The organism is Actinomadura sp. NPDC048394 (assembly GCF_040651755.1).
Taxonomy (GTDB): Bacteria; Actinomycetota; Actinomycetes; order Streptosporangiales; family Streptosporangiaceae; genus Spirillospora; species Spirillospora montaniterrae.
The window spans coordinates 142,482-168,169 of the sequence record NZ_JBEZJL010000009.1; the positions used below are offsets into that span (position 1 = coordinate 142,482).

23 protein-coding genes are annotated in these 25,688 nt (G+C 73.0%); 11 read left to right on the forward strand and 12 right to left on the reverse strand.

Annotation, left to right across the window (positions count from 1 at the left end):
- Window positions 1–16 precede the first annotated feature (16 nt).
- A complete protein-coding gene (locus AB0C78_RS08460) occupies window positions 17–295 on the forward strand; it encodes a hypothetical protein (RefSeq protein WP_360743663.1) in 279 nt (92 codons plus the stop codon).
- 165 nt (window positions 296–460) lie between these two features.
- Here AB0C78_RS08460 and AB0C78_RS08465 read toward each other — a convergent pair whose 3' ends face one another.
- Entirely contained in the window at window positions 461–2,569 is a 2,109-nt protein-coding gene (locus tag AB0C78_RS08465) for an MMPL family transporter (RefSeq protein WP_360743666.1), read from the reverse strand.
- A 208-nt stretch (window positions 2,570–2,777) separates the two neighbouring features.
- Between AB0C78_RS08465 and AB0C78_RS08470 the strand changes: the two genes are divergently transcribed.
- Window positions 2,778–3,926 carry a cystathionine gamma-synthase gene (locus AB0C78_RS08470; protein WP_360743669.1) on the forward strand — a complete coding sequence of 383 codons (1,149 nt, stop codon included), beginning with the start codon at window positions 2,778–2,780 and terminating at the stop codon, window positions 3,924–3,926.
- A 150-nt stretch (window positions 3,927–4,076) separates the two neighbouring features.
- Window positions 4,077–5,249 (forward strand): alpha/beta hydrolase fold domain-containing protein, encoded by a 1,173-nt coding sequence (locus AB0C78_RS08475; RefSeq protein ID WP_360743672.1) that lies wholly within the window; start codon window positions 4,077–4,079, stop codon window positions 5,247–5,249.
- A gap of 27 nt (window positions 5,250–5,276) precedes the next feature.
- Here the strand turns inward: AB0C78_RS08475 and AB0C78_RS08480 are convergent, their stop codons facing one another.
- The 3 genes from AB0C78_RS08480 to AB0C78_RS08490 form a co-directional block, all read right to left on the reverse strand.
- A complete protein-coding gene (locus AB0C78_RS08480) occupies window positions 5,277–5,834 on the reverse strand; it encodes a hypothetical protein (RefSeq protein WP_360743675.1) in 558 nt (185 codons plus the stop codon).
- A gap of 78 nt (window positions 5,835–5,912) precedes the next feature.
- On the reverse strand, window positions 5,913–7,994 hold the full coding sequence (locus AB0C78_RS08485) for a hypothetical protein (protein WP_360743677.1): 2,082 nt from the start codon (window positions 7,992–7,994) through the stop codon (window positions 5,913–5,915).
- 37 nt (window positions 7,995–8,031) lie between these two features.
- Window positions 8,032–9,453 (reverse strand): sigma 54-interacting transcriptional regulator, encoded by a 1,422-nt coding sequence (locus AB0C78_RS08490; RefSeq protein WP_360743680.1) that lies wholly within the window; start codon window positions 9,451–9,453, stop codon window positions 8,032–8,034.
- 179 nt (window positions 9,454–9,632) lie between these two features.
- On the opposite strand from AB0C78_RS08490, the gene AB0C78_RS08495 reads away from it, so the two are divergent.
- The 3 genes from AB0C78_RS08495 (at window position 9,633) to ilvA (ending at window position 13,121) form a co-directional block, all read left to right on the forward strand.
- A complete protein-coding gene (locus tag AB0C78_RS08495; protein ID WP_360743683.1) occupies window positions 9,633–10,793 on the forward strand; it encodes an FIST N-terminal domain-containing protein in 1,161 nt (386 codons plus the stop codon).
- Complete coding sequence (locus AB0C78_RS08500; protein WP_360743686.1) at window positions 10,793–11,788, forward strand: ROK family protein; 996 nt, start codon at window positions 10,793–10,795, stop codon at window positions 11,786–11,788. The genes AB0C78_RS08495 and AB0C78_RS08500 overlap by 1 nt, the downstream gene beginning before the upstream one ends.
- A 106-nt stretch (window positions 11,789–11,894) precedes the next feature.
- Complete coding sequence (gene ilvA, locus AB0C78_RS08505) at window positions 11,895–13,121, forward strand: threonine ammonia-lyase (RefSeq protein ID WP_360743689.1); 1,227 nt, start codon at window positions 11,895–11,897, stop codon at window positions 13,119–13,121.
- A gap of 80 nt (window positions 13,122–13,201) precedes the next feature.
- Here the strand turns inward: ilvA and AB0C78_RS08510 are convergent, their stop codons facing one another.
- The 5 genes from AB0C78_RS08510 to hppD all read right to left on the reverse strand — a co-directional run bounded on the left by AB0C78_RS08510 (window position 13,202) and on the right by hppD (window position 19,797).
- Window positions 13,202–14,629, reverse strand: a complete 1,428-nt coding sequence (locus AB0C78_RS08510) for a M1 family metallopeptidase (RefSeq protein WP_360743692.1) — start codon at window positions 14,627–14,629, stop codon at window positions 13,202–13,204.
- A 308-nt stretch (window positions 14,630–14,937) separates the two neighbouring features.
- The gene (locus AB0C78_RS08515; protein ID WP_360743784.1) at window positions 14,938–16,602 is read right to left on the reverse strand and encodes a M1 family metallopeptidase; all 1,665 of its coding nucleotides are present in this window, start codon (window positions 16,600–16,602) and stop codon (window positions 14,938–14,940) included.
- 88 nt (window positions 16,603–16,690) lie between these two features.
- The gene (locus AB0C78_RS08520; protein ID WP_360743695.1) at window positions 16,691–17,530 is read right to left on the reverse strand and encodes an RDD family protein; all 840 of its coding nucleotides are present in this window, start codon (window positions 17,528–17,530) and stop codon (window positions 16,691–16,693) included.
- A 103-nt stretch (window positions 17,531–17,633) separates the two neighbouring features.
- A complete protein-coding gene (locus tag AB0C78_RS08525; protein ID WP_360743698.1) occupies window positions 17,634–18,602 on the reverse strand; it encodes an RDD family protein in 969 nt (322 codons plus the stop codon).
- 103 nt (window positions 18,603–18,705) lie between these two features.
- Window positions 18,706–19,797, reverse strand: coding sequence for a 4-hydroxyphenylpyruvate dioxygenase (gene hppD / locus AB0C78_RS08530; protein ID WP_360743701.1), 1,092 nt, complete (start codon window positions 19,795–19,797; stop codon window positions 18,706–18,708).
- Between the two features lie 136 nt (window positions 19,798–19,933).
- On the opposite strand from hppD, the gene AB0C78_RS08535 reads away from it, so the two are divergent.
- Window positions 19,934–20,461: an Lrp/AsnC family transcriptional regulator gene (locus AB0C78_RS08535; protein WP_360743704.1), complete on the forward strand. Its 528-nt coding sequence runs from the start codon at window positions 19,934–19,936 to the stop codon at window positions 20,459–20,461.
- Between the two features lie 71 nt (window positions 20,462–20,532).
- Here AB0C78_RS08535 and greA read toward each other — a convergent pair whose 3' ends face one another.
- Together greA and AB0C78_RS08545 are read right to left on the reverse strand one after the other, a co-directional pair.
- The gene (gene greA, locus AB0C78_RS08540; RefSeq protein WP_151547187.1) at window positions 20,533–21,030 is read right to left on the reverse strand and encodes a transcription elongation factor GreA; all 498 of its coding nucleotides are present in this window, start codon (window positions 21,028–21,030) and stop codon (window positions 20,533–20,535) included.
- Window positions 21,031–21,229: 199 nt separating this feature from the next.
- Window positions 21,230–21,613 carry a DUF4307 domain-containing protein gene (locus AB0C78_RS08545; protein ID WP_360743707.1) on the reverse strand — a complete coding sequence of 128 codons (384 nt, stop codon included), beginning with the start codon at window positions 21,611–21,613 and terminating at the stop codon, window positions 21,230–21,232.
- 189 nt (window positions 21,614–21,802) lie between these two features.
- Between AB0C78_RS08545 and mca the strand changes: the two genes are divergently transcribed.
- From mca to AB0C78_RS08565, 4 genes are read left to right on the forward strand one after another with little or no spacing between them, the layout of a single operon-like run.
- Window positions 21,803–22,666, forward strand: a complete 864-nt coding sequence (gene mca, locus AB0C78_RS08550) for a mycothiol conjugate amidase Mca (protein ID WP_151547190.1) — start codon at window positions 21,803–21,805, stop codon at window positions 22,664–22,666.
- Window positions 22,666–22,917 (forward strand): hypothetical protein, encoded by a 252-nt coding sequence (locus AB0C78_RS08555; RefSeq protein WP_360743710.1) that lies wholly within the window; start codon window positions 22,666–22,668, stop codon window positions 22,915–22,917. Before mca ends, AB0C78_RS08555 begins: the two co-directional genes overlap by 1 nt.
- Before the next feature lie 23 nt (window positions 22,918–22,940).
- Complete coding sequence (locus tag AB0C78_RS08560; RefSeq protein WP_360743712.1) at window positions 22,941–24,275, forward strand: low temperature requirement protein A; 1,335 nt, start codon at window positions 22,941–22,943, stop codon at window positions 24,273–24,275.
- 43 nt (window positions 24,276–24,318) lie between these two features.
- On the forward strand, window positions 24,319–25,176 hold the full coding sequence (locus AB0C78_RS08565; RefSeq protein ID WP_360743715.1) for a tetratricopeptide repeat protein: 858 nt from the start codon (window positions 24,319–24,321) through the stop codon (window positions 25,174–25,176).
- Here the strand turns inward: AB0C78_RS08565 and AB0C78_RS08570 are convergent.
- Window positions 25,151–25,627, reverse strand: coding sequence for a pyridoxamine 5'-phosphate oxidase family protein (locus tag AB0C78_RS08570; RefSeq protein ID WP_360743718.1), 477 nt, complete (start codon window positions 25,625–25,627; stop codon window positions 25,151–25,153). The genes AB0C78_RS08565 and AB0C78_RS08570 overlap by 26 nt on opposite strands.
- Between the last annotated feature and the right edge of the window lie 61 nt (window positions 25,628–25,688).

The window sequence follows — 25,688 nt, forward strand, 5'->3', positions numbered from 1 at the left end:
GTCCGCCGGCCGCGCGATGCCCGCGGCCGCAGCGGAGATGCCCGCGCTCGCCGCGCAGACGCTGTCCTCGAACACCTGCCTGTTGCTGCTCCAGCCGCCCGAGGCGGCGTCCCTGCCGACCCACTACCGGGTCCCGATGACGTACACGAACTCCACCCGCACGCTGACCTTCGGCGCCAAGCTGTCGCTCATCGCCCCGACCAGTTGCCCCGGCGTGCAGATCACCGACACCTACAGCTACACGGGCTCGGTCGTGATCGGGGAGCCGCTGAAGGTCACGCCCGCGGCGTCCTGACGCCGGGGCAGGGCGGGCTTTCCGGCCCCGGACGCGGCGAAGCGCCGGGGACCGTGTGGTCCTCGGCGCTTCGCCTTGGAAGGGAACCGGATTGCGGGGCCGCGGCCCGTGGGCGGCATTTCTGACCGGGGCCCCGCAATCCGGCGTCCGCGGGGGCGTGCCGTCCTAGGACGGGTAGCCCGTGCCGACGTACTGGTCCTGCATCGGGTCGGGGCGTCCGAGCTTCTTCTTCGGCTCGTCGCCGTGGCCCGGCCACCAGGCCCGGTGGCCCAGCATCGCGGTGATGCCCGGCACCAGGAACGTCGACATCACGAAGGCCGACAGCGCGATGCCCATCGCGACGGAGAAGCCCATCTGCTTGAGCATCGACACCGGCGCCAGCAGCATCACCGAGAAGGTGCCGGCCAGGATGAGGCCCGCCGCGGCGACCGTCGGGCCGCCGTGCCGGACGGCGCGGGACGCCGCCTCCCGGGGGGAGTACCCCTCCTTGGCCTCCTCGCGCAGCCGCGCGGTCATCAGGATGTTGTAGTCGGTCCCGATGGCCAGCACGAACAGGTAGAGGATGATCGGCAGCTGGAAGATCACGCCCTCCTTGCCCTGCGCGTACTGGAAGACGTACACCGCGGAGCCGAGCGTGGAGGCGAAGCCGAGCAGCACCGCCACGACCAGGTAGAGCGGCGCGACCACCGACCGCAGCAGCAGCGCCAGGATCAGCGCGATCAGCACCGCCGCCACCGGCAGGATCACCGACAGGTCGCGGTTGTTGACGGCGTTGATGTCGGCGTAGGTCGCCGTCGGGCCGCCGACGTAGGCGCGCGTCCCGGGCGGTGCGATCTTGTGCACGGCGGGCGCCAGGTCGTTCTTGACCAGGCTGATCGCCTCGTTGGAGGCCGGGTTCTTCTTCAGCACCAGGTCGACCCGGGCGACGCCGTCCTTGCCGGGCTCGGCCGGGTTGACGCGCCCGACGCCGGGCGCGGTCTCGGCCTTCTTCGAGAACTCGGCGAGCTGCTGCTTGCCGACCGGCTGCCCGTTCGCGCTCTTGATGAACACCTGGACGGGCTGGGTGAGGCCGGGCGGGAAGCCCTTCTCCATGTCCTTGGTGGCCTGCGCCGACTCGGTGTTCTGCGGGAACCCGGCGGCGAAGTCGTAGTCGGACTTGAAGCCGAGCGCGCCGATGGCGAGCACGACCATGACGCCGCCGGCGGCCAGCGCGGCGATCGCCGGGTGGCGGCCGACGCCGCGGCCGATCGCGCCGGAGACCCGCTCCTTGGGCTGCTTCTTCCAGGCCTTGGACGGCCAGAACACCGCGGTGCCGAGCAGCGAGACGATCGCCGGGAACAGGGTCAGCGAGGTGATGCCCATGGTGACGACGGAGATCGCCAGGGCCGGGCCCCAGGCGCTGAACACGCCGAACGTCGCGAGCAGCAGCACCAGGAAGGTGACGGCGATGGCGGCGGCGGCCGAGGAGATGACCTCGCCGACCCGCTCCACCGCGTGGATCATCGCGGTCTTCTTGTCCTCGCCGGCCCGCAGCCGTTCGCGGAACCGGAACATCACGAACAGGTAGTAGTCGGCGCCGATGCCGAACAGCACGATGAGGATGATGGTGCTGAGGCTGTCGTCGCCGGAGAAGCCGAACAGCTTCGAGGCGGTGCCGATGAGGCCCATCGCGACCTGCATCGTCAGCATGATCACGACGATCGGCAGCACCGCGGCGATCGGCGCCCGGAAGATCACCAGGATCAGCCCGATGATCAGCACGAAGGTGGCGATGCCGACGATCTCGAAGGACTTGTTGAACGAGTCCTCGTTGTCGACGAAGCCGGCGACGTCACCGCCGACCTTCGCCTCCAGGCCGCTGCCCTTCAGCAGGGTCGGGAGCTGCTTGCGTATCTCCTTGACCGCGTCGCCCTGCTTCTCGCTGGCCGCCTGGTCGGTGCCCTTCATCGGGACGGAGATGACCTGGACGGCCTTGTTGGGCGCCACCAGCTGCTGGCCGGTGAGGAAGTTCAGCACGGTGGCCGGCTTGTGCGCGTTCATGGACGCGGCGGCCTTGTCGATCACCCGGGTGTCCGCCGGGGTGATCTTCCCTCCGTCCGAGCGCTTGACGACGACGATGGAGGAGGTGTCCTCCTGCTGCGGGAACGCCTTTTGGGCGATCTTGGCCGCCTGCACCGACTCGTACTTGGAGGGCAGGAAGTCGCCCTGGTCGGACTCGGTGGACAGCTTGGGGGACAGCGTGATGATGAGACCGGCGGCCACCAACCAGGCCACGATGGTCCACCATGGGTGTCTCACGACGAAGCGCGCGAGCCGAGCGAACATGCGTCTTCCTTAAATAAAGGGTCAACTCGGGATACTCGTTAAACGGTAGGGATCGCGCGCGCCCTTGCCGTCAACCCGCGTGCTGAAATGGGGGCTGATACCTCCGGGGGAGCTCCTCCTCCCAGAGGAGGGGCGGCGGGTGGATAGCCTCGTACCCATGGACAACGAGGTTCACCGGGGGTTCGAGACCCTGGCCATCCACGCGGGACAGGAGCCCGACCCCGCCACGGGGGCGGTCGTCCCGCCGATCTACCAGGTCTCCACGTACAAGCAGGACGGGATCGGGGGGCTGCGCGGCGGCTACGAGTACTCCCGATCGGCCAATCCGACGCGTACCGCGCTGGAGGTATGCCTCGCCGAGATCGAGGCGGGGGCGCGCGGGCTGGCGTTCGCGTCGGGGCTCGCCGCTGAGGACGCCCTCATCCGCACCGTCTGCAAACCCGGCGACCATGTGATCATCCCGAACGACGCCTACGGCGGCACCTACCGCCTCTTCGCGAAGGTCGCCGAGCCGTGGGGCGTGTCGTTCGACCCGGTGCCGCTCGGGGACGCGGCGGCCGTGCGCGCGGCGGTCCGCCCCGAGACGAAGCTGATCTGGGTGGAGACGCCGACGAACCCGCTGCTCGGCATCGCCGACATCGCCATGCTCGCGGGCATCGCGCACGACGCGGGCGCGCTGCTCGCCGTCGACAACACCTTCGCCTCGCCCTACCTGCAGCGGCCCCTGGAGCTCGGTGCGGACGTCGTGGTGCACTCCACCACCAAGTACATGGGCGGGCACTCCGACGTCGTCGGCGGGGCGCTGATCGTCGCGGACGGCGGGCTCGGCGAGCGCCTGGCCTTCCACCAGAACGCGATGGGCGCCGTCGCGGGCCCGTTCGACGCCTGGCTGACGCTGCGCGGGATCAAGACGCTCGGCGTCCGGATGGACCGGCACTGCGCCAACGCCGAGAAGGTCGTGGAGCTGCTCACCCGGCACCCGGCCGTCCGGCAGGTGCTCTACCCGGGGCTGCCCGACCACCCCGGCCACGAGGTCGCCGCCAAGCAGATGCGGGCGTTCGGCGGCATGGTCTCGTTCCGGATGGACTCGGAGGACGCCGCCGTCCGGGTGTGCGAGCGGACGAAGCTGTTCACGCTCGGCGAGTCGCTCGGCGGCGTCGAGTCGCTGATCGAGCACCCGGGCCGGATGACCCACGCGTCGGCCGCGGGGTCGCCGCTGGAGGTCCCGGGGGACCTGGTCCGGCTGTCGGTCGGCATCGAGGACGCCGACGACCTCCTCCGCGATCTGGAGCTCGCCCTGGGGTAACGTTCCGACCTGCGAAGACGCCCCCGCCCGCGCGGACGGGGGCGTCGCCGTGCCGGGGGGCGAAAACCCCGAACGCCACATGCTTCCCGCAAGGCACGTGATCAAACATCTATACTCAGCCCGCCAGGTTCGTTCACGAAGGGGCCCGGGGTGCGCAAAGTACTGGTCAGTGGGGCGGCGTTCGCCGCGACGTGTGTCTCCGCCGTAGCCGTGCCGATGGCCGCCCAGGCCACCACTCCCGGCCCGAGCCCGACGCCGTCGGTGTCGGCCCCGTCGGACGTCCCCACGGACGCCCCCGGCTCCGAGACCCCCACCGGTCCCTCCGACAGCGGCTCGCCCGGCACCGGGTCGCCGTCCGGCACGCCGCCGTCGCAGGCCCCCGACGGGGAGCCGCAGGGCACCGCCGGCGGCACCGACGGCGTCGTCCGCGCCAAGGCCGTCATGGTGACGCCCAAGCTCCCGCGGTTCGCGACGTACAACTACGGGCCGTCCGCGAGCCAGCGCGTCGACGCCTACTGGCAGCCGACGCCGGCCCAGCGGGCCAAGGCGCGCGGCGCCAAGCGCGCCCCCGCCGGCGCCACGGGCGCGCAGACCGCGACCCGGCCCGGCGTGCTGATCATCCACGGCGGGTACTGGCTGGGCGGCAGCAAGGACAGCTGGAAGTACTTCGCGCGGAGGCTGAGCGACGCCGGCTACGTCGTCCTGTCGGCGAACTACCGGCTCGCGCCGAAGGCGCAGTGGCCGGCGCAGCGCGACGACGCCCTCGGCGCCCTCCGGTTCATGAAGAAGCACGCCCGCACGTGGAACCTCGACCCCGACCGCATCGTCGTGCTCGGCTCGTCGTCCGGCGGGCAGCTCGCGACGCAGATCGGCACCCACGGGACCGGCACCGAGCTCGTCCGCGGCGTCGTGGCCCTGTCGCCGCCGAACAACCCGTTCCTGGCCTACAAGGACGGCGCGCTGCTCGACGCCTCGTCCCGGCAGCGCAAGCTGCGCCAGGCCGTCGTCGACCTCGTCCACTGCGTGCCCGGCTCGGCGGAGGCGACCGCCGAGGCCGCGGACTGCTGGAAGCGCGTCGAGGACGCCGACACCACCACCCACGCGTCCGCCGGCGACGCGCCGATGCTGCTGCTGCACGCCACCGGCGACTTCGTGCCGGTGACGCAGAGCCAGGGCCTCGCGAGCGCGCTGCGCGCCGCGGGCGTCCAGGTCAAGGTGCAGACGGTCGACGGTGTCATGCACGCCTCGGACATGCTGAACGTCCCCGGCATCACGCCCGAGATCATGCAGTGGATCAAGGCGCACACGAAGGCGCGCCCCTGACCCCGGAGGGGCGCGCCCCGCGGGACGTCAGGCGTTCCAGACCATCAGGACGAGGATCACCAGCCAGATCAGCGCGATGACGCCGGAGATGGCGGCGATGCGGCCGCGCTCCACCTGGGCGACCTCGCCCGCCGCGGGCCTCGCCGCCACCGGCGTCTCACCGGTGGTCTTCGCGGCGCCGGACTCGCCGCCGTCCTCGGCCTCGGCGGCCGCCTCGGCCTCCGCCTGGGGCGCGGCGGCCGCGACCGCCGCGGACGCGGGGCCCGCCTCGTCCAGCAGCTTCGCGGCCTTCCGCTGGTCCCGCTCGACGATCAGCAGCAGCACCAGCGCGACGATGAACAGCGTCATCGACGCCGACAGCCACACGTGCGCGAGCTCGCCCTTCGCCAGCCACAGCCCGAACAGGAAGATCAGCAGCGTGCCGGCGCCGTAGATCTGCGTCGTGCGGTTGAGGTACCGCACCACCGTGGCGTTCCGGTGGCGGATGTAGCGCGGCGTGGACATCGTCGCGGCGGTCAGCGGGCCCAGCGTGAAGATCGCGAACCCGATGTGCAGGATGAGCAGGATGCGGTCGGAGGTCGACATGTGCCGACCCTAGTCCCCGGCGCGCCGGGGCGCCGCGCCACCGGCGGCCCCGGCTCGGCGGGCCACCGGCTCGGCGGCCTACCGGCGGCCCCGGCGGACCCTCAGGTAGTCGCTGACGACGTACTCGCCGAGCCGGTCGGCGTCCGGCGCGAACACCCGGCCGCCGTTGCGGCGCGCGACCTCCTCCACGAACGACACCAGCCGCCGGTCGTCGGCCAGCATGAAGAAGTTCATCGTGGCGCCGCGCCGGGTCATCTTGTCGACCTCCGCGAGCGTCAGCACCAGCGTGTCGGTGGACGGCGGGTAGTCGAACAGCGAGCGGCCGTCCGGGCGCAGGTGCGCGGTCGGCTCCCCGTCGGTGACGACCAGGACGATCGGCTCGAAGTCGGGGTGCCGGTCCAGATGCCGTCCCGCGATCATCAGCGCGTGGTGCAGGTTCGTGCCCTGCACCATGTCCCAGTCGAGCCCGGCCATCTCCTCGGGGTGCAGCGTCCGCGCGTAGTTGGAGAACCCGATGATCTGGATCGCGTCCTGCGGGAACTTGCTGGTCACGAGGGTATGCAGGGCCAGCGTGGTCTGCTTGGCCGCCGCCCACGTCCCGCGCAGCACCATCGAGTACGACAGGTCCACCAGCAGGCAGACCGCCGCGCCGGTGCGCCGCTCGGTCTCGTGCACCTCGAAGTCGTCGACGCCGAGCCGCACCTTCGCCGGACGCGCCGGACCGCGCCGGTCCACCGCGTCGGCGCCCACCGGCTCCAGCACCTCGGCCGCGGCGAGGGACTCCACGGACGCCGCCGGGGCCGCGACGAGCCCGGCCGCCGCGCCGGGCGGGGGCCCCTCCATCGCGCTGCGGCGGATCGCGTTGCTCACCGTCCGGACGACGTCGAGGGGCTGCTCGTCGCCGAACCGCCACTCCCGGCTGGCCCCGGTCAGCTCGCCCGCCTGCCCGGCGTCGCGCTGGTCGTGGTCGCCCTGCCGGCCGGACGTCAGCTGCGAGAACACCCGGCGCAGCGCCGTCTCGCCGAGCCGCCGCACCGCCTTCGGCGTCAGCTCCAGCTTCCCGCGGTTGCGCCGCAGGTAGCCCTGCTTCTCCAGCTCCTTCTCCAGGCGGCGCAGCGCGTCGAGGTCGTCGACGGCCTGCCGGCCGAGCGCCCGCCGGACGGCGTCCTCGTCGATGTCGTCGAGCCGCGCGCCCGGGTAGTCCTGGCCGAGCGCCGCCTCCAGCTCCGACAGGTCGGCGAGCTCCGCCAGCGCGGTCGTCGCGTCGCCCATCCCGAGCGGGTTCTCACCGTCCATCTGCTCGGGCTGCCCCCAGCCGAGGTCGGGACGGCGCGCGCGCAGCGCGTCACCGAGCCGCGTCATCTCCATGGCCAGGCCCGCGTCCTGCATGGCCTGCTCCATCAGCCCCGCCAGCTCGGCGCGCTGCTCCGGGCTGAGCGACGCGAGCAGCCGGTCCATCGCGGCGGCGCGGCGGGCGAGCTGGTCGACCAGCTCCTCCAGGTTCTCCGGACGGTCGGGGAACATGTCCCCGTACTCGTCCATGAACCGGTCGAAGTCGGCCTGGGTGTGCTCGCCCCGCGCGTCCTTCTCCAGCATCTCGTTCAGCGACGCCATCATGTCCTTGACGCGCTGCATCGCCGCCGGATCCTGGTTCTGCAGGGCCTGCTTCATGCCCTGGAACTGCGAGTCCAGCACCTCCCGCCGCAGCAGGTCCTTCAGCTGCTCGAACGTCCGCCGCGCCGCGTCGGACCGCCACTGGTAGTCCGACAGCCGCCGGATCGCCTGCGAGGTGTCGGAAGGCAGCGCGTCCAGCTCCGCCTCGCGCAGCCGCGCGTCGTCGGACGGGTCGGGGAACAGCTCCGCCCGCTCCTGCCCGATCGCCGTGTCGAGCAGCGCCCGCGCCTCCTCCAGCGTGCCGTCGAGACGGCCCCGCTCGCGCAGCGCGCGCCGCCGCTCCCGCACCTCCCGCAGCAGGTCGTCGAGGCCGCGGCGGCCCTGCGCGTTCGGCAGCCCGCGGCGCAGCAGCTCCCGCAGCGCGTCGTCGGGACGGGTGCCGTCCAGCACCGAGTCGCCCATCGCGTCCAGCGCGTCGCGGACGTCGTAGGGCGGTGCGAGCGGGTCGGGCCCGTCCTCGTACGCGCCGTACCTGTACCGGCTCATCGAACCTCCTCGGACATGGCGCCTCCAGGACCCGCGCTCAGGTCCGGTACGTCGCCGTCCCGTCGGCCCGGCCGCCCTGCACGTCCTTGGACAGCCGCCGGGTCAGGAACAGCCCCTCCAGGGCGAACTCCAGCGCGGCCGCGGCCTGCTCGGGGGACTCCCCGGACATGCCGAGCCGCTCCATGATCTTGGCGAGGCCGGGCACCTGCCCGATCCGCCGCAGCAGCTCGGTGGAGGGCACCAGCTCGCCCGACTCGACGGTGTCGCCGGAGTCGAACTTGTCCAGCAGCCCGGACAGGTCGGCGGGGCCGAGCGTGCGCCGGTAGGTCTCGGCGACCGCGCGGCGCAGCAGGTGCTCCAGCACCTCCTGCTCGCGGCCCTCCTCGCTGACCTCGAACTCCACCTTGCCCATCAGCGACGGCACCACCGCCGGCAGGTCGCAGACCCGCGCGACGGCGCGCTCCTCGCCGGCCAGCGCCGCGCGCCGCACCGCGCCCGCCGCGACCGTCTCCGCGCCCGCCAGCGCGAACCGCGCCGACACGCCCGACCGCGCGTCCACCGCCGTCGACTCCCGGACGAGCCGGGTGAACCGGGCGATGACCTCGATCAGGTGGTCGGGCACCTCGGCGGGCAGGCCCGCCAGGTCCGCGAAGTCGGACTCCTGCCGGATCAGCGCCAGCTCGGCGTCCAGCTCCAGGGGGTAGTGGGTGCGGATCTCCGCGCCGAAGCGGTCCTTCAGCGGGGTGATGATCCGGCCCCGGTTGGTGTAGTCCTCCGGGTTGGCGGACGCGACGAGCAGCACGTCCAGCGGCAGCCGCAGCGCGTAGCCGCGGATCTGCACGTCCCGCTCCTCCAGCACGTTCAGCAGCGCCACCTGGATCCGCTCGGCCAGGTCGGGCAGCTCGTTGATGGAGAAGATCCCGCGGTTGGTGCGCGGGACGAGGCCGAAGTGCACGGTCTCCGGGTCGCCGAGGGTGCGGCCCTCGGCCACCTTGATGGGGTCGACGTCGCCGATGAGGTCGCCGACGCTCGTGTCGGGCGTGGCGAGCTTCTCGCCGTAGCGGTCGTCGCGGTGCCGCCACTCGACCGGCAGCTCGTCGCCCAGCTCGGCGGCGAGCCGGCGGCAGCGCACGCACACCGGGTCGTAGGGATGGTCGTTGATCTCGCAGCCGGCCACCACCGGGGTCCACTCGTCCAGCAGCCCGCCGAGGGTGCGGATCAGCCGCGTCTTGCCCTGCCCGCGCTCGCCGAGCAGCACGAGGTCGTGGCCGGCGAGCAGGGCGCGCTCGAGATGGGGGAGCACGGTGTCGTCGAAGCCGAGGATGCCGGGGAAGCGCGGCTCGCCGGATCTCAGCCGGGCGAGCAGGTTGTGGCGGATCTCGGCCTTCACCGATCGCTGGACGTGGCCGCTGGTGCGCAGCTCGCCCAGTGTGGTCTCGCGTGGTGTGGATGAACGCACGCGATCGACACTACGTCGCCGGAGCGCGCGATCGCACCCGTCCGCCGCGGATTCCTCGGCCCCCGCGCCCGGGCGCGCCGAGACCCGAGCGAGACCTCGATGTTGGGTCAGATGCGTCCGGCGGGGGAGACTGGGAGGTGTGATGCGACCCGGTGAACGGAGAGAGGGAGGCGGCGCCGATGGCGCGATTCGGTGACGGCCTGGCCCTCGGCCCCGATCTGTCCAGTGCCGCCGTGTCCGCGGTCGAGCAGGCGCTCGCGCCGCTGTCCGCGGCGCCCGACCTGGTCTGCGTCTTCATCTCCGGGGACGACCCGGAGGAGATCGCGGCCGCGGCGCGGCGCGCGGCGCTGGCCGTGGCGCCCGCGCTGGTGATCGGCTGCAGCGCGTCCGGGGTGATCGGCGGGGGCCGGGGCGTGGAGGACGCGGGCGCGGTCAGCGCGTGGGCGGCGGTGCTGCCCGGCGCGCGGCTGGAGGCGTTCCGGCTGGAGACGCTGAAGGCCGAGGACAAGCTGATCGTGGTCGGCATGCCGGAAGGACAGGACGACGACGTGGTCGGGCTGCTGCTGGCCGACCCCTACAGCTTCCCGGTGGACGCGTTCGTCGAGCGCTCCGACGACGCGCTGCCCGGCCTCGCGCTCGTCGGCGGCCTCGCCGAGGCGGGCGAGCACGGCGAGGCGCGGCTGTTCGTGGACGGCGACGTGTACGAGGACGGCGCGGTCGGCGTGGTCATCGGCGGCGCCGTCAGCGCCGCGACCGTCGTCAGCCAGGGCGCCCGCCCGATCGGGCCGGACATGGTGGTGACGAAGGCCGACGAGAACGTGCTGTACGAGCTGGCGGGCGTGCCCGCGCTGGAGAAGCTGGAGCAGATCGTCCTGGAGCTGCCCGAGGACGAGCAGGAGCTGGCCGGCCGCGGCCTGCTGATCGGCGTCGCGATGGACGAGTACGCCGACGAGCACGAGCGCGGCGACTTCCTCGTCCGCGGGGTGGTCGGCGCCGACACCGACAGCGGCGCGATCGCGATCGGCGACGTGGTGGACGTGGGGCGGACCGTCCGGTTCCAGGTCCGCGACGCGGGCGCCGCGGAGGAGGAGCTGACCGCGCTGCTCGACCGGTTCGACCTCGCGCCCGTCGAGGGGGCGCTGCTGATCTCCTGCAACGGGCGGGGGCAGGCGATGTTCCCCGACTCCGACCACGACGCCAAGGTGCTGGACCGGGCGTTCGGGCCGGCGGGGGTCGGCGGGTTCTTCGCCGCCGGCGAGATCGGCCCGGTCGCCGGGCGCAACCACGTGCACGGGTTCACCGCGTCGATCCTGGCGTTCGGCCGGGCGGGGGACCGGTGATGGCGGCTGCGGATCCGGCCGAGGCCGCGGCGGCGGGCGGCGGGAGGGCCGCGCCCGTCCTCGCGGTGGACATCGGCGGGACGAAGCTGGCCGCGGCGGTCGTCGAGCCCGGCGGGCGCGTCGTCGCCTACGACCGCGTCGCCACCCCCAACGGGGAGGGGCTGGACGCCGAGGGCCTGTGGCGGACGCTGCAGGGCCTGCTCGACAAGGTGCACGCCGACGCGGGCTCGCCGGCGCTCGCGGGCGTCGGCTGCGGCTGCGGCGGCCCGATGACCTGGCCCGCCGCCGAGGTGTCGCCGCTCAACATCCCGGCCTGGCGGGGCTTTCCGCTGCGGGAGCGGCTCCGCGACCGGTACCCGGGGCTGCCCGTCCGTGTGCACAACGACGCCGTCTGCGTCGCGATCGGCGAGCACTGGCGCGGCGCGGGGCGCGGGCGCAGCAACCTGCTCGGGATGGTGGTGTCGACCGGCGTCGGCGGCGGCCTGATCCTCGGCGGGCGGCTCGTGGACGGTGCGAGCGGCAACGCGGGGCACATCGGCCACGTGGTCGTCGAGCCGTCCGGGCCGCCGTGCGAGTGCGGCGGGCACGGCTGCCTGGAGGCGATCGCCCGCGGCCCCGGGCTGGTCGCCTGGGCGCGCGGGGAGGGCTGGCGGCCGGGCGGGCAGGACGTCACGGGCGTCGAGCTGGCGTCCGACGCGCGCCGCGGCCACCCGGTCGCGGTCGCCGCGATGCGCCGCGCGGGGCACGCCATCGGCGTCGCGATCGCGTCGGCGACCCACCTGTGCGACCTGGACGTCGTCGCGATCGGCGGCGGCGTGTCGCAGGCGGGCGCGCTGCTGTTCGACCCGGTGGAGGAGGCGTTCCGGGCGCACGCGTGGATGGCCTTCGCGCGCAAGACGCAGATCGTCCCGGCGGCGCTCGGGCAGACCGCCGGGCTGATCGGCGCCGCCGCGCTGGTCTTCGCCGCCGACCGCTACTGGAACGTGCGGGACTGAACCGGGCGGCGACCGGACCGTGCGTGGCCGGCCCGTGCGGGACTGAACCGGGCGGGGCCGAACCGGGCGGGCCGGGGCCCGGTGCCGCCCGTGGGAAGATCGTGGCATGAGTGCCGTCTTCATCGACGAGGTACGCGCCGCACGGGACCTCCTGCGCGACGTGGCGGTGCCCACCCCGCTGATCTCCTCCCGGGTGCTGTCGGAGCTCATCGGCGGGCCGGTGCTGCTGAAGTGCGAGAACCTGCAGCGCACCGGCTCCTTCAAGATCCGCGGCGCGTACGTGCGGATCGCCCGGCTGAGCGCGGACGAACGCGCCCGCGGGGTCGTCGCCGCCAGCGCCGGCAACCACGCGCAGGGCGTCGCGCTCGCCGCGTCCATGCTGGGCTGCGCGTCGACGGTGTTCATGCCGGTCGGCGCGCCGCTGCCGAAGATCGCCGCGACCAAGGGGTACGGCGCGCAGGTGCGGTTCCCCGGCCCGACCGTCGACGACTGCCTCGTCGCCGCGCAGAAGCACGCCGAGGAGACCGGCGCGGTCTTCATCCACCCGTTCGACCACCTCGACGTCGTCGCCGGGCAGGCGACGATCGGGCTGGAGATCCTCGAGCAGTGCCCGGACGTCGCGACCGTCGTCGGCGCCGTCGGCGGCGGCGGGCTGATGTCGGGCGTCGCGGCGGCGGTGAAGGGCGCCGCGAAGGAGCTCGGCCGCGACTCCGGCGTCAAGGTCGTCGGGGCGCAGGCCAAGCGCGCCGCCGCGTTCCCGCCGTCGCTCGCGGCCGGGCAGCCCGTCCGCGTCGAGCTGCAGCCCACCATGGCGGACGGCATCGCCGTCGGCCGTCCCGGCGACATCACCTACGGGCTGGTCAGCGAGCTGGTCGACGCCGTCGTCACGGTGACCGAGGAGTCGATCTCGCAGGCGCTGCTGCTGTGCCTGGAGCGCGCGAAGCAGGTCGTGGAGCCCGCGGGCGCGGCCGGCGTCGCGGCGCTGCTGGAGCATTCGTACGCGGTGAAGCCGCCGGTCGTCGTACTGCTGTCGGGCGGCAACATCGACCCGCTGCTGCTGTCGAAGGTGCTGCGGCACGGCCTGGCGGGCGCGGGCCGGTACCTGGTCGTCCGCTGCCGCCTGAAGGACCGTCCGGGCGCGCTCGTCACGCTGCTCAGCGAGCTGGCCGAGCTGGGCGTCAACGTGCTGGACGTGATGCACGAGCGGGTCGCCGCGCGGCTGCACGTCGAGGAGGCGGAGGTGCTCATGCACCTGGAGACCCGCGGCGCCGACCACTCCGAGGACGTCATCGGCCGCCTCCGCGCCAAGGGCTACACGCTGACGCTGAGCTGATCTTCGGTTGCGGCGTGCGTGCCGCCCTCATGCACATGGCGACGAGGGCGGCACGTCACAGGTGAACGTCGTTCGGGACGTCAGAGGGCCGGCTTGCCCTCGGAGTAGAGCCACTTGGCGGCCCAGCCGCTCACGTCCGTGTGCGAGATCTGCTGGGCGAACGCGACGAAGTCCTTCGTCGAGGCGTTGCCGTAGCGGTAGCGGGCGGGCCACGCCTTCAGCAGCTTGAAGAACGCCTTGTCGCCGATGGTGTCGCGCAGCTTGTGGATCGCCATCGCGCCGCGGTCGTACACCAGGCCGTCGAAGATGTGGTCGCGGCCCGGGTCGGCGACCTTGCCCTTCCACAGGTCGTCGCTCGCCGGGGTCGCGTAGTCGTCGTCGAAGGCCTGCTGGACGGTCTTGCCGCCGTGCGCCGCGTTGTACAGCCACTCCGAGTACGTCGCGAAGCCCTCGTTCAGCCAGATGTCGGCCCACCGCTTCGGCGACACCGAGTCACCGAACCACTGGTGGCCGAGCTCGTGCGCGAGGAGGTCCCCGGACGGGATCGCGCCGGGGTGGCGGCCCAGGTCGTACACCGGGCGGCCCTGCGTCTCCAGCGCGTAGCCGACGCCCGCCTTCACCGTGACGCCGCCGGTGGAGGAGTACGGCCAGCGGCCGTACAGCCCGGACTCGAAGTCCACGACCTCGGCCGTCTGCTGGTTGAACTTCTTGGCGTCCGCAGCGGAGATCGCCATCGCGCGGTCCGTCGCGGTGAGGTTCGGCACGCCGCCCTTCGTGCGCCCGGTGACCACGTCGTACTTGCCGAACGCGACCATGGCCAGCTCGCTGGCCATCGGGCTGCGCATCTCCCAGTGGGTGGTGGTCAGCCCGGCCTTGGTGCGCTTGTCCGTCAGGTCGCCGTTGGCGAGCGTGGTGAGGTCCTGCGGCGCGGTGAGCGTGAACGAGTACGTCGCCTTGTCGGTCGGGTGGTCGTTCACCGGGTAGACGGTGGCGGCGCCGATCGGCTGGTTCAGCATGATCCCGCCGTCGGCCGTCGGGATCCACCCGGAGACGCCCAGCGCCGGGTCGTTGATGGTCTGCGGGACGCCGGAGTACACGGCGCGGACCTGGAACCGGCGGTGCTCGCGCAGCCCCTTCCGCGGCGTGATCACCAGTTCCTGCGCGCCGGAGCGCGTGTAGGCGGCCTTGTGGCCGTCCACGGTCAGCGACGAGATCTTCAAGGGGCCCTGGAAGTCCAGGTCGAACCGCGACAGGTCCTGCGTGGCGCGCGCGGTGACGGTGGTGACGGCCTGGATCGCCTTGCTCTTCGGGTCGTAGCGCAGCGCGATGTCGTAGTGGGAGACGTCGAAGCCGCCGTTGCCCATGTCCGGGAAGTAGGGGTCGCCGGCACCGGGCGCGCCCGGCGTGAACCGCACGGCGTCGGCGTCGGCGGGGACCGCCGCCGACACCATGAGGCCCGCCGCGGCGCCGAGCACCACGGCGGCAAGAGCTCTGGGGGTTCTGCTCATCGATCTCGTCCTCGGGTGAGACGACACAAGTGGATCAAGAATTTCCGGTGCCAGGGCGGTGTTCAAGCGCGTTTCCATCTCGAATTCGTTGGTCCGGGACGGATTTCGCGGTGGAACCGGAACGGGGGCCGGCGGTGCGGGCTGTGGACAAGGCGCCGCCGCCCGCCGCTCCGGCGAGCCGACCAGGGGGCCGCCCGCCGCGGACGGCGGACGGTCCGGAAGGTCCGTTCACTGCTGGATGGTGCCGTACGCGCGGCCCGCGGGTGCGGGAACCGGCCGCATTTTCCGAGACCGTTGCCGTCCCTAGGTCACTTCGCGGGACGGCCCTTGCGGTACAGCCACGCGTCGAAGAACGCGTCGAGCTTCTTGCCGGACACCTCGTTCGCCAGCGCGATGAACTCCTTCGTCGTGCCGGTCGAGTACTTGTGCTGCTTCGTCCACGTCTGCAGGAGCTTGTAGAACGTCGGCTCGCCGATCCGGCTCCGCAGCGCGACCAGCGTCATGCCGCCCCGGTCGTACACCGAGCGGCCGAACATCTGGCGGCGGCCCGGGTTGCCCGGCGGCACGTCCCACAGCTCGCCCGCCGACCCCTCCCGGTACCGCTCGTCGAACTGCTGCTGGACGCTCGGCCCGCCGGACTTCTCGCCCCACAGCCACTCGGCGTACGTCGCGAAGCCCTCGTTCAGCCAGATGTCCTGCCAGCGGCCGACGCTCACGCTGTCGCCGAACCACTGGTGCGACAACTCGTGCGCGACGACCGTCGGCTGCAGCCCGAACGCCCCGTACACCGGGCGGGTCTGGGTCTCCAGCGCGAAGTCGACCTGCGCGTTGTCGATCAGCCCGCCGGCGGAGTCGAACGGGTACGGGCCGAAGAGCTTCGACCACTGGTCGATGACGTCGGCGTTCAGCTTGGCGAAGGCGTCCACGTTCACGCCGGGGACGCTCGGGTCCACCGCGGTGATCACCGGCTTGCCGTCGGCGGTCTTGCCCGTGCGGACCGCGAACCGGCCGACGTCCACGGTCGCCAGGTACGTCGCCATCGGCTCCTTGACGTGCCAGGTCGTGGTGGTCGTGGCGCGCCGGTCGGCGGCCGGCACGACCGGCGGGCCGCCGTTCGGCGACCCGCCGCCGGGCGACTCCCCGCCGCCCGGACCGCCGCCCGAGCCGCCGCCGGGCGCGCCGGGAAGACCGGGCGTGCCGCCTCCGTCCGATCCGGTCACCGGCGTCGTGGGCTCGCCGTTGGCGATCGCCGTCAGCCCCTGCGGCACCGTGACCTCGAAGTCGAACGTGGCCTTGTCGCTCGGATGGTCGTTGGCGGGGAACCAGGTGTGCGCGCCGCTCGGCTCGCAGGCGATGAACACCCCGTCGGACGTCCGGACCCACCCGTAGGTGCCGAGGATCGGGTCGGAGATGGTGCGCGGCGTCCCCGAGTACTTCACCACGGTGGTGAACTTCGCGCCCTTCGCCAGCTCCTTGGCCGGGGTGACCTCCAGCTCGCTGCCCGCCCGCTGCTGCCGCGCCGGCTTGCCGTCCACGGTGATGGACGAGATGGTCAGGCCGGTCAGGTCCAGGTTGAAGCGGCCGAGCTGCTCCTTGGCCGTCGCCGTGATCGTCGCCGTCGCGGTCAGCTCCGTGGACGCGTCCGGCGTGATGTTCAGCTTCAGGTCGTAGTTCTGGACGTCGTAGCCGCCGTTCCCGTCGCCGGGGACGTACGGGTCGCCGGCGGTCGTCGGCCCGGCGGGGCCCGCGGCGGCGGCCGAGGACGGCCCGGACCCCGACTTCCCGTGCCCGATGGAGACCTCGCAGGCGGCGGTCAGCGAGCCCGCGACGGCGAGCGCGGCCAGCCCGGCGGTGCCGCGCAGCGCGGCGCCGCCGCGGAGCGCGAGGCCGCGCGGCACGATCCCGCGCGGCGCGGCGCCGCGGCGGGCGGCACCCCGGCCGCGTCGGCGGGGGCTGGGGGACTTTCCGGCCATATGCACGCCGCCCAGCCTGCCCGGGACGGGCCGTGCCCGGCAACTCAGGCCCGTGCCCGGCACCTCGGGCCCGTCCCGCGGCACGCCCTCAGCGGTGCGCGTACGGGTCGGGCAGGTGCGCGCCCGCCTTGATCACGACCGTCCGGGCGACCTTGTCGTGCAGCGCCTGCTTGCGCGGGTCCCACAGGATCCACAGCACGTCGATGAGCCCGATGCAGCCGCAGATGCCGCCGAGGACGGTGTAGAACGCCGCCCGGCCCGCCGCCTGCCCGGTCGTGACCGCCATGCCGTCGTCCTGCCGGACGACCCGGATCTTCAGCAGCATCTTGCCGAGCGTCTGGCCCCACCTGGCCGTCATCAGCCAGAAGTAGAGGAAGCCCAGGACGATGCTGACCGCGTTGGTGCCGACCCGGGCGCCGTCGTACATGGTGCCGTTGTTGTGGAACACGTGGTCCCAGTTGACGAACGGCAGCGAGATCAGCCCGACGACGATCCCGACGAGGATGCCGTCGATGATGGCCGCGCCGAGGCGCGCCCACCGGCTCGCCAGCCCGGCGGACGGGTCGGCGTACTCGCCCGGGCCGCCCTGGTACCGGGGGAGCCCGCCGTACGGGTCGCCCTGACCGGGGTAGGGCTGCTGCTCCTGCCCGTACCCCGGCTGCTGGCCGTACCCGGGCTGGCCGTACCCGGGTTGCCCGTACCCGGGCTGGCCGCCGTAGGGCTGCTGCTCGCCGTAGCCGGGCTGGCCGTAACCCGGTTGCTGCTGGCCGTATCCCGGCTGCCCGCCGTAGGGGTCCTGCCCGCCGTACGGCGGACCCGTGTACGGGCCCGGCTGCTCCGGCTGTCCCGGCTGCCCGTGTGGTTGCTGCCCGTGCGGCCGGTCCTCCGGCTGGTCCCCGGACTGGGGGTCATTGGGCGGTTGCGTCATGTCTGAGAGGTTCGCCGCGCCGCGTCCGTCCAAACCTCGCCGCGTCGGCGGAGACCGGAATGTTTACCGCCTGGATGATCAAGGGTTGCCGCCGGGCCGGGGATCAGGTACGCGCGTACGGGTCCGGCGCCCACGCCGGCGCCCGCACCACCACCGTCCCCGCGACCATGTCGTGCACGGCCTGCCGGTCGCGGTCCCACAGGATCCAGGCGTTGTCGAGCATCGCGACGAACCCGAACAGGCCCCCGAACGGGACCAGGAAGGTCAGCGCCGTCGTGATCGCGCTCGCCAGGAAGACGAACCCCTGCCGGGCGATGATCTGCCCCCAGCTCGCGGCCGTGTGGTCGTCCGCCCGCACGACGCGGATACCGACCGCGCGCTTCCCGATCGTCTTGCCCCATAGGGCGTGCTGGACGGTGTAGTAGGCGACGCTCAGGAGCATCACGACGGCGTAGCCCACCACCAGGCGCGGGATGTCGTAGGCGTCCAGCGGGTTCTTGAGGCTCTGCCCGGTGTCGGCGGCCTCCCGCAACCGATCCCAGCGGATGGCGAACAGCGCGACCGGCACGTTGAAGATGCCGACGATGAACCTGTCGATGAGCCCGGCGGCGAACCGAAGCCCCCGGCTCGCGAGCGCGCCCGGTTCGCCCGGGCCGTAGGACGGCGGGCCGTAGCCGCCCTGGCCGTACGGCGCCTGCGCGTAGGGAGCCTGGCCGTAGCCCGGCTGCCCGGGCCCGTAGGGGGCCTGCTGCGCGTAGGGGGCCTGGCCATATCCGGCCTGGCCGGTTCCGGGCGCGGGGTACCCGGCCGGGGGCGCGAACACCGGCTGCGGGCGCCCGGGAGGCGCGCCGTACGCGCCCTGGTACGGCGGCGGCCGGTCGTCGGCCGGCTCCGCCGGTGCGGGGACGCCCGGCAGTGCCTCGCCGCCCGGAGCCTCCCCGGACGGTGCCTCCCCGGACGGCGTGTGCGCGGACGGTGCGTCCGGGGAGGCCCAGCCCTGGTCCGGCGGCTCCGGGCGCGGCGGCGCCCCCGCGTCCTCGGGCGGCTCGGCGTTCTTCGGCGGTTCGGTCATAGCGCCACAGTGTGCCGGTCCGCGCCGCCGTCCGCCCGCCGCGGCCCTGACCGGCCCCGGACACCGGCCGTCCCCGGGCCGGTCAAGCCGCGCGGCGGCCGCGTCACAGGTTGCCGCGGCGCTCCTGCTCGCGCTCGATCGCCTCGAACAGCGCCTTGAAGTTGCCCTTGCCGAAGCCGAGCGACCCGTGCCGCTCGATCAGCTCGAAGAACACCGTCGGACGGTCCTGCACCGGCTTGGTGAAGATCTGCAGCAGGTAGCCGTCCTCGTCCCGGTCGACGAGGATGCGGCGCTTCTGCAGCTCCTCGATCGGCACCCGCACCTGCCCGATGCGCTCGCGCAGCTCGGCGTCCTCGTAGTAGGAGTCGGGGCTCTCCAGGAACTCCACGCCCGCGGCCCGCATCCGGTCGACCGACGCGAGGATGTCGTTCGTGGCGAGCGCGATGTGCTGCACGCCCGGCCCGCCGTAGAACTCCAGGTACTCGTCGATCTGCGACTTGCGCTTGCTCTCCGCCGGCTCGTTCAGCGGGAACTTCACCTTCCGGGTGCCGTCCGCGACGACCTTCGACATCAGCGCCGAGTACTCGGTCGCGATGTCGTCGCCGACGAACTCGGCCATGTCGGTGAAGCCCATGACCCGGTGGTAGAACTCGGCCCACTCGTCCATGCGCTCGACGTTGCCGACGCAGTGGTCGATCGCCTGGAAGAACCTCTTCTCCTGCGGCTCGACGATCGGGTCCGCGGCCGCGAAGCCCGGCAGGTACGGGCCGGTGTAGTTGGAGCGGTCGACCAGCGAGTGCCGCGTCTCGCCGTAGGTGGCGATCGCCGCGATCGTCACCTTGCCGTGCTCGTCCTCCAGGACGTGCGGCTCCTCCAGGCCCGTCGCGCCCTTGGCGAGCGCGTGCCGGTAGGCGTGCTCGACGTCCGGCACCTCGATCGCCAGGTCGACGATCCCGTCGCCGTGCTCGGCGATGTGCCGGCCGATCGCGGTGCCCGCCTTCACCGGGCCGCGGAACACGAACCTGGCGCCGCCCGACTCCAGCACGTGCACCGCCTCGTCCGGGCTGCCGTTCTCCGGGCCGCGGTAGGCGACCCGGCGCATCCCGAAGGCGGTCGAGTAGTAGTGGGCGGCCTGCTTGGCGTTGCCCACGGCGAACACGACGGCGTCCATGCCCTTGACCGGAAACTCATCCATGCCCACCAATCTCGACGGACGTCGACAAGGTGCGCAAGAGTCGTCGAAATCACTGCACAACCTGTACAGTCGCTGCCGGAAACGACCGGTCGCTCTGTACAGCGTGACCAGGACCACAGGAGCCGGGGAGGACGCCGTGCCCATCGACGAGCTGGACGGCCGGCTGATCGAGATGTTCACCGCCGAGCCCCGCGTCGGCGTACTGGAGGCGTCCCGCCGCCTCGGCGTCGCCCGCGGGACCGTCCAGGCCCGCCTGGACCGGCTGTCGCGCGACGGCGTCATCGCCGGGTTCGGCCCCGAGATCGACCCGGCGGCGCTCGGCTACGGCGTCACCGCGTTCGTCACCCTGCAGCTGCGGCAGGCCGGCGGGCACGACCCCGTCGCCCGCCGCCTCGCCCAGGTCCCCGAGGTGATCGAGGCGCACACGATCACCGGCCCCGGCGACATGCTCTGCCGCATCGTCGCGCGCAGCAACACCGACCTGCAGCGCGTCATCGACGTCCTCGTGGACGTCGCCGGCGTCGAGCGCGCCTCCTCGGTGATCTCCCTCGCCACCCAGATCCCGTACCGCACCCTCCCCCTCGTCCGGGAGGCGGCGGGACAGAGGAGCGGCCCGGGCCGAGACGGCGGCCCTGGGCAAAACGACGGTCCGCCGCCCCGGTGAACGGGACGGCGGACCGCGATGTGGTTCCCGGCCGGTGACGCCGCTCGGGGAGCGGCGATCGCGGCTGTGCGTCAGCCGCCGTAGGGGGTCGCGTCGAGGATCTCGACGGTCATGCTGCGCCCGTTCGGCAGCGTGTAGGTGGCCTTGTCGCCGACCTTCTTGCCGTTGATGGCCGCGCCGAGCGGCGACTTCGGCGAGTAGACGTCGATGGGCGCGCCGACCTCCTCGCGGGAGGCCAGCAGGAACGTGACCTCCTCGTCGTCGCCCTCGAAGGTGACCGTGACGGTCATGCCGGGGCCGACGACGCCCTCGGTGCGCGGCGCCTCGCCCACGCGGGCGTTCTCCAGGATGCCCTGGAGCTGGAGGATCCGGCCCTCGATCTTGCCCTGCTCCTCCTTGGCCGCGTGGTAGCCGCCGTTCTCGCGCAGGTCGCCTTCCTCCCGCGCCGCCTCGATCTTCTGAGCGATCTCGATGCGGCCCGGGCCCGACAGGTGGTCCAGCTCAGCCTTGAGCCGGTCGTACGCCTCCTGGGTCAGCCAGGTGACGTTGTCAGCGCGGGTCTCGGTCACGGGTACTCCTCATCCACATGTTGCGATCCTCGCCGGCCCTTCCGGGCGGGCGCCACATCGACATGAAGTGCGGCCGGGTGAAACCTCTAGCCTATCCGGTGTGTGCGGGTAAAGGTTCCCTGAACTCGGCGTGTGCAACCGGCCAATCGGGTTTCGCCCGCCGAACGGACGATCCGGGCGCGGCCGCCCCGCCGCGGCGTCACGCCTTCCGGCAGCCCTGCACCTGGGCGCTGGTCGCCTTGTGCGGCGTCGGCAGCGTCTCCGACATGCCCGCCTTCGAGGTCCCCGCCGGGACCGTGACGTCCTTCTTCGCGATCACGGTCATGTTCTCGTCGAAGGCCTGCAGCGTGCAGTGCACCACGTCCTCCTTCGGCTTGGCGATGGAGAAGTTCACCTCGATGGAGGCGGGGCGCGCGTCATAGGTGATCAGCTGCGCGTCGATCCCCGGGGTCTGCCCCACGTGCGCGGCGATGAACCCGAAGCCCCCCGCGGCGACCGCGCACACGATCCCGATGATCACCAGGCCGAGCCGGCCGCGCTTGGGCTCGGCGGGCGCCTCGGGCGCCGGCACGCTCGTCGTCATCGCGGGGAATCTCCGTGCGGGGTGCGGACGTTGTCAGGGACAATTCTCGTCTGTAGGCGCGGATGCTCCGAACCGGGGTCCGCCTTCACGGTAAGAAACGCTCGCTGAGAGGGAGAACCCCAGGTGTCCGAGGTCATCGACGATACGACGTGCGCCGGGCCGGACGGGGGCGCCGAACCGCTGCGCCTGATGGCCGTGCACGCCCACCCCGACGACGAGTCCAGCAAGGGCGCGGCCACGATGGCCAAGTACGTCGCGGAGGGCGTGGAGGTCCTGGTCGTCACCTGCACCGGCGGGGAGCGCGGCGACATCCTCAACCCGGCGATGGACCGCCCGGAGGTCAAGGCCGACATCGGCAAGGTGCGCGAGGCGGAGATGGCGCGGGCCCGCGAGATCCTCGGCGTCGGGCAGCGCTGGCTCGGCTTCGTCGACTCCGGCTTCCCCGAGGGCGACCCGCTGCCGCCGCTGCCGGAGGGCTGCTTCGCGCTGGAGCCGCTGGAGACCGCGAGCGAGCCGCTGGTGCGCGCCGTCCGCGAGTTCCGCCCGCACGTGATGCTGACCTACGACGAGAAGGGCGGCTACCCGCACCCCGACCACGTGAAGTGCCACGAGGTGTCGGTGGAGGCGTTCGAGGCCGCCGGCGACCCGGACCGCTACCCGGACGCGGGCGAGCCGTGGCAGCCGCTCAAGCTCTACTACCACATGACGTTCAGCAAGGACCGCATCCTCGCGCTGCACACCGCGATGGAGAAGGCGGGCCTGGAGTCGCCGTACCACGAGTGGATCGAGCGCTTCGAGGAGGAGAAGGAGAAGCGCGCGACGTGGGAGGTCACGACCCGCGTCCCGTGCGCCGACCACTTCGAGACCCGGGACCGCGCGCTGCTCGCGCACGCGACCCAGATCGACCCGAACGGGTTCTGGTTCCGCGTCCCGCTGGACGTCCAGCGCGAGGCATGGCCGACCGAGGACTACCATTTGGCCAGGTCCCTGGTCGACACCGAGTTGCCGGAGGGCGACCTGTTCGCCGGCATCCGGGAGAAGGTGTGTCTGTAGTGCTTCCGCTCGCCCACGCCATTCCGCTCAACAACGACACGGTCAGCCCCGGCTTCCTCGGCTTCGGGGTGTTCCTGGCGCTGCTGGTCGCGCTGGTGTTCCTCGTCCGCTCGATGAACAAGCAGATGAGGAAGATCCAGGCGCCCCGCGAGGCCGACCTCAAGCAGCAGGAGTGGGAGCGGGCGCAGGCCGCCAAGGCCGCCGCGGCCGCCGACCGCGAGGCCGGCGACGAGTCCGCCGGCACCGCCTAGCCCGCGCCGGCCGGGCACCCCCCATGAGCGACGCGCGCACCGGGCCCGCCGCGCCCGCCGCCCTGCCCGCCCGCCGGCCGTCCAGGGCGGACGCCCTGCTGCGGTCGCGCGGCGGCGCGGCGCGGGTCACCTTCTTCGAGCTCTTCTTCGACCTGGTCTTCGTCTTCGCGGTGACCCAGCTGTCGCACCGGCTGCTGGAGCACCTGACCGCCCGCGGCGCCGCCGAGACGCTGCTGCTCCTGCTCGCGGTGTGGTGGGCGTGGATGTACACGTGCTGGACCACCAACTGGTTCGACCCGGACCATCCGGCGGTCCGGCTGGTGCTGGTCGGCGTGATGGTCGCCGGGCTGTTCATGGCGGCGATGCTGCCCGGCGCGTTCGGCTCCGGCGGGGTGTGGTTCGCGGCCGCCTACGTGGCCATCCAGGTCGGCCGGACCGTCTTCGTCGTCGCCGCCACCTGGGCGCACGAGCTCGGCCGCAACTTCCAGCGCGTCCTGTTCTGGCAGGCGGTGTCGGCCGTGCTGTGGATCGGCGGCGCGCTCGTGGACGCGGCGGACGTCCGCGCCGGGCTGTGGGTGCTCGCCGTCGTCCTGGAGTACCTGGCCCCGTGGCACGGGTACACGACGCCGCTGCTGGGCCGGTCCAGCACGGCCGACTGGACCATCGACGGCGGCCACATGGCCGAGCGCTGCCAGCTGTTCGTGATCATCGCGCTGGGCGAGTCGGTGCTGGTCACGGGCGCGACGCTGGGCGCGCACACGCCGGGCGCGGGGGTCGCGGCGGGGTTCGTGTCGGCGTTCGCCGGCGCCGTCGCGCTCTGGTGGATCTACTTCGACCACACGGCGGAGAAGGCTGCCGAGCGGATCGCCGGGTCCCCGGACCCGGGACGGCTGGGCCGGTCCGCCTACACCTTCATCCACATCGTGATGGTCGCGGGCATCATCGTCGGCGCCGTCGCGGACGAGATGGTGATGGCGCATCCCGGCGGGCACATGACGGCCGGTTTCGCGGCCGTCGCGGCCGGCGGCCCGGCCCTGTTCGTGTTCGGGCACGCCCTGTTCAAGCGGGCCGTCTTCGGGGAGTTCACCCGGGCCCGCCTCACCGCGCTGGTCGCGCTCGCGGGGCTCGCGGCGATCTCGCCCGCGCTGAACCCGCTGACCTTGCACATCTGCACGACGGCCGTGGTCGCCGCCCTCGCGCTGTGGGACGTGCGCGCCTACCGGCTGTACCGCCGCGACCTCGGCGTCCTCGGCGTCCCGGGGACGCGGCCCGTCGCGTTCGGCGAGACCGCCGAGACCGGCGCGTTCACCGAGGCCGGAGAGCCCGCCGAGACCGGCGAGGCGCCCGCGGGACGCTGAGCCGCCCGGTTCCGGCCCGCCGCGTCGGGGGAAGGACCCGGACGTGCGCGCGAAATTCGAGGAGTCCTACCGGGCGCTCCCGCCGGACGCCGCCCGGCTGCTCCGGCTGCTGGGCCTGCAGCCCGGCGACGACTTCGGCGTCGCCGCTGCGGCCGTCCTCGCCGGGGTCCCGGAGGACGGCGTCCGCGACCTGCTGGGGACGCTCGCCGATCGCGATCTCGTCGAGGACGCGGGCGGCGGCCGGTACCGGCTGCCGGGGCCCGTCCGCGACTACGCGCGGGAATGGGCCGCCCGCGAGGACACCGAGGAGGAGCGGGACGCGGCGCTGCACCGCGTCCTGGACCACTACCTCGCCGGCACCGCCGCGGGAGAGGCCGAGCTGGAGGCGGAGGGCCTGGCGCTGCTGCACCGGGAGCGCTGGGCGGAGGCCGCCGAGGCGCTGGAGGAGTGGCTGCGGCTCGCCGAGCGGGACGGCGACCGCCGCACGGTGCTGCTCGCGCGGCACAACCTCGGCCGCGCGCTGATGGAGACGGGCGCCCTCGACCGCGCCATCGGGCTGCTGGGCTCGCTGCCGGACGAGTTCGCCGCGCTCTCCGACGACCACGACCGGGCCCGCGCCCTGACCACCCTCGGCGAGGCATACCTGCGGGCGGGACGGCCCGTCGCGGCGACCAACTTCTTCGGCCAGGCGCTGGAGATCGTCCGGGCGGAGGAGGCACCGGAGCGGGAGGGCGACGCGTTCGTGCACCTCGCGGACGCGGCGCGGCAGCGCGGCGACGCCGCGGCCGAGGGCGCCGCCCTCGACCGCGCGATCGCGCTCTACGGCCCGGTCGAGGCCGCGAAGGCGGAGGCCGCGGCGCGCCGCCGGGAGGGCCTCACGCCTTCCGATGGTCCCAGCTGACGACGGTGTCGGGGTCCATGACGATGAGGACGCGCTTGGACATCGCCTGCTCGATGCCGGCGGCCATGGCGGGGTCGATCGGCTCGCCGATCTCGGGGACGGGCAGGCCCGCCATGCGGGAGCCGACGACGTAGCCGACCTTGTGCAGCTCGTCGCGGTCGTCGATGACCAGGCCGCGGCCGTACAGCGCGACGCCGCGCAGCTCGTTGTACTCGACGCCGTCCTCGACGAGGCAGGTCATCGTGGGGTTGCGGCGCAGGTTCACGACCTTCTGCGACGAGTGGTACGTGGTGAACGCGATCTTGCCGTCGAGCAGCGCGTAGAACATGGTGACGAGGTGCGGCTCGCCGTCCTTGCCGATGGTGGCGACCTGGACCTTGAAGTTGCCCGCGAGGTAGGCGGCGACCTCGTCCGGAGTCATCTTGATCTTGTCACGCTTGCTTCCGGCCACGCGGCTCTCCCTTGCTCGCATCGGTCCAGGACGCGGTCAGAATAACCAAGCGCTTGCATGA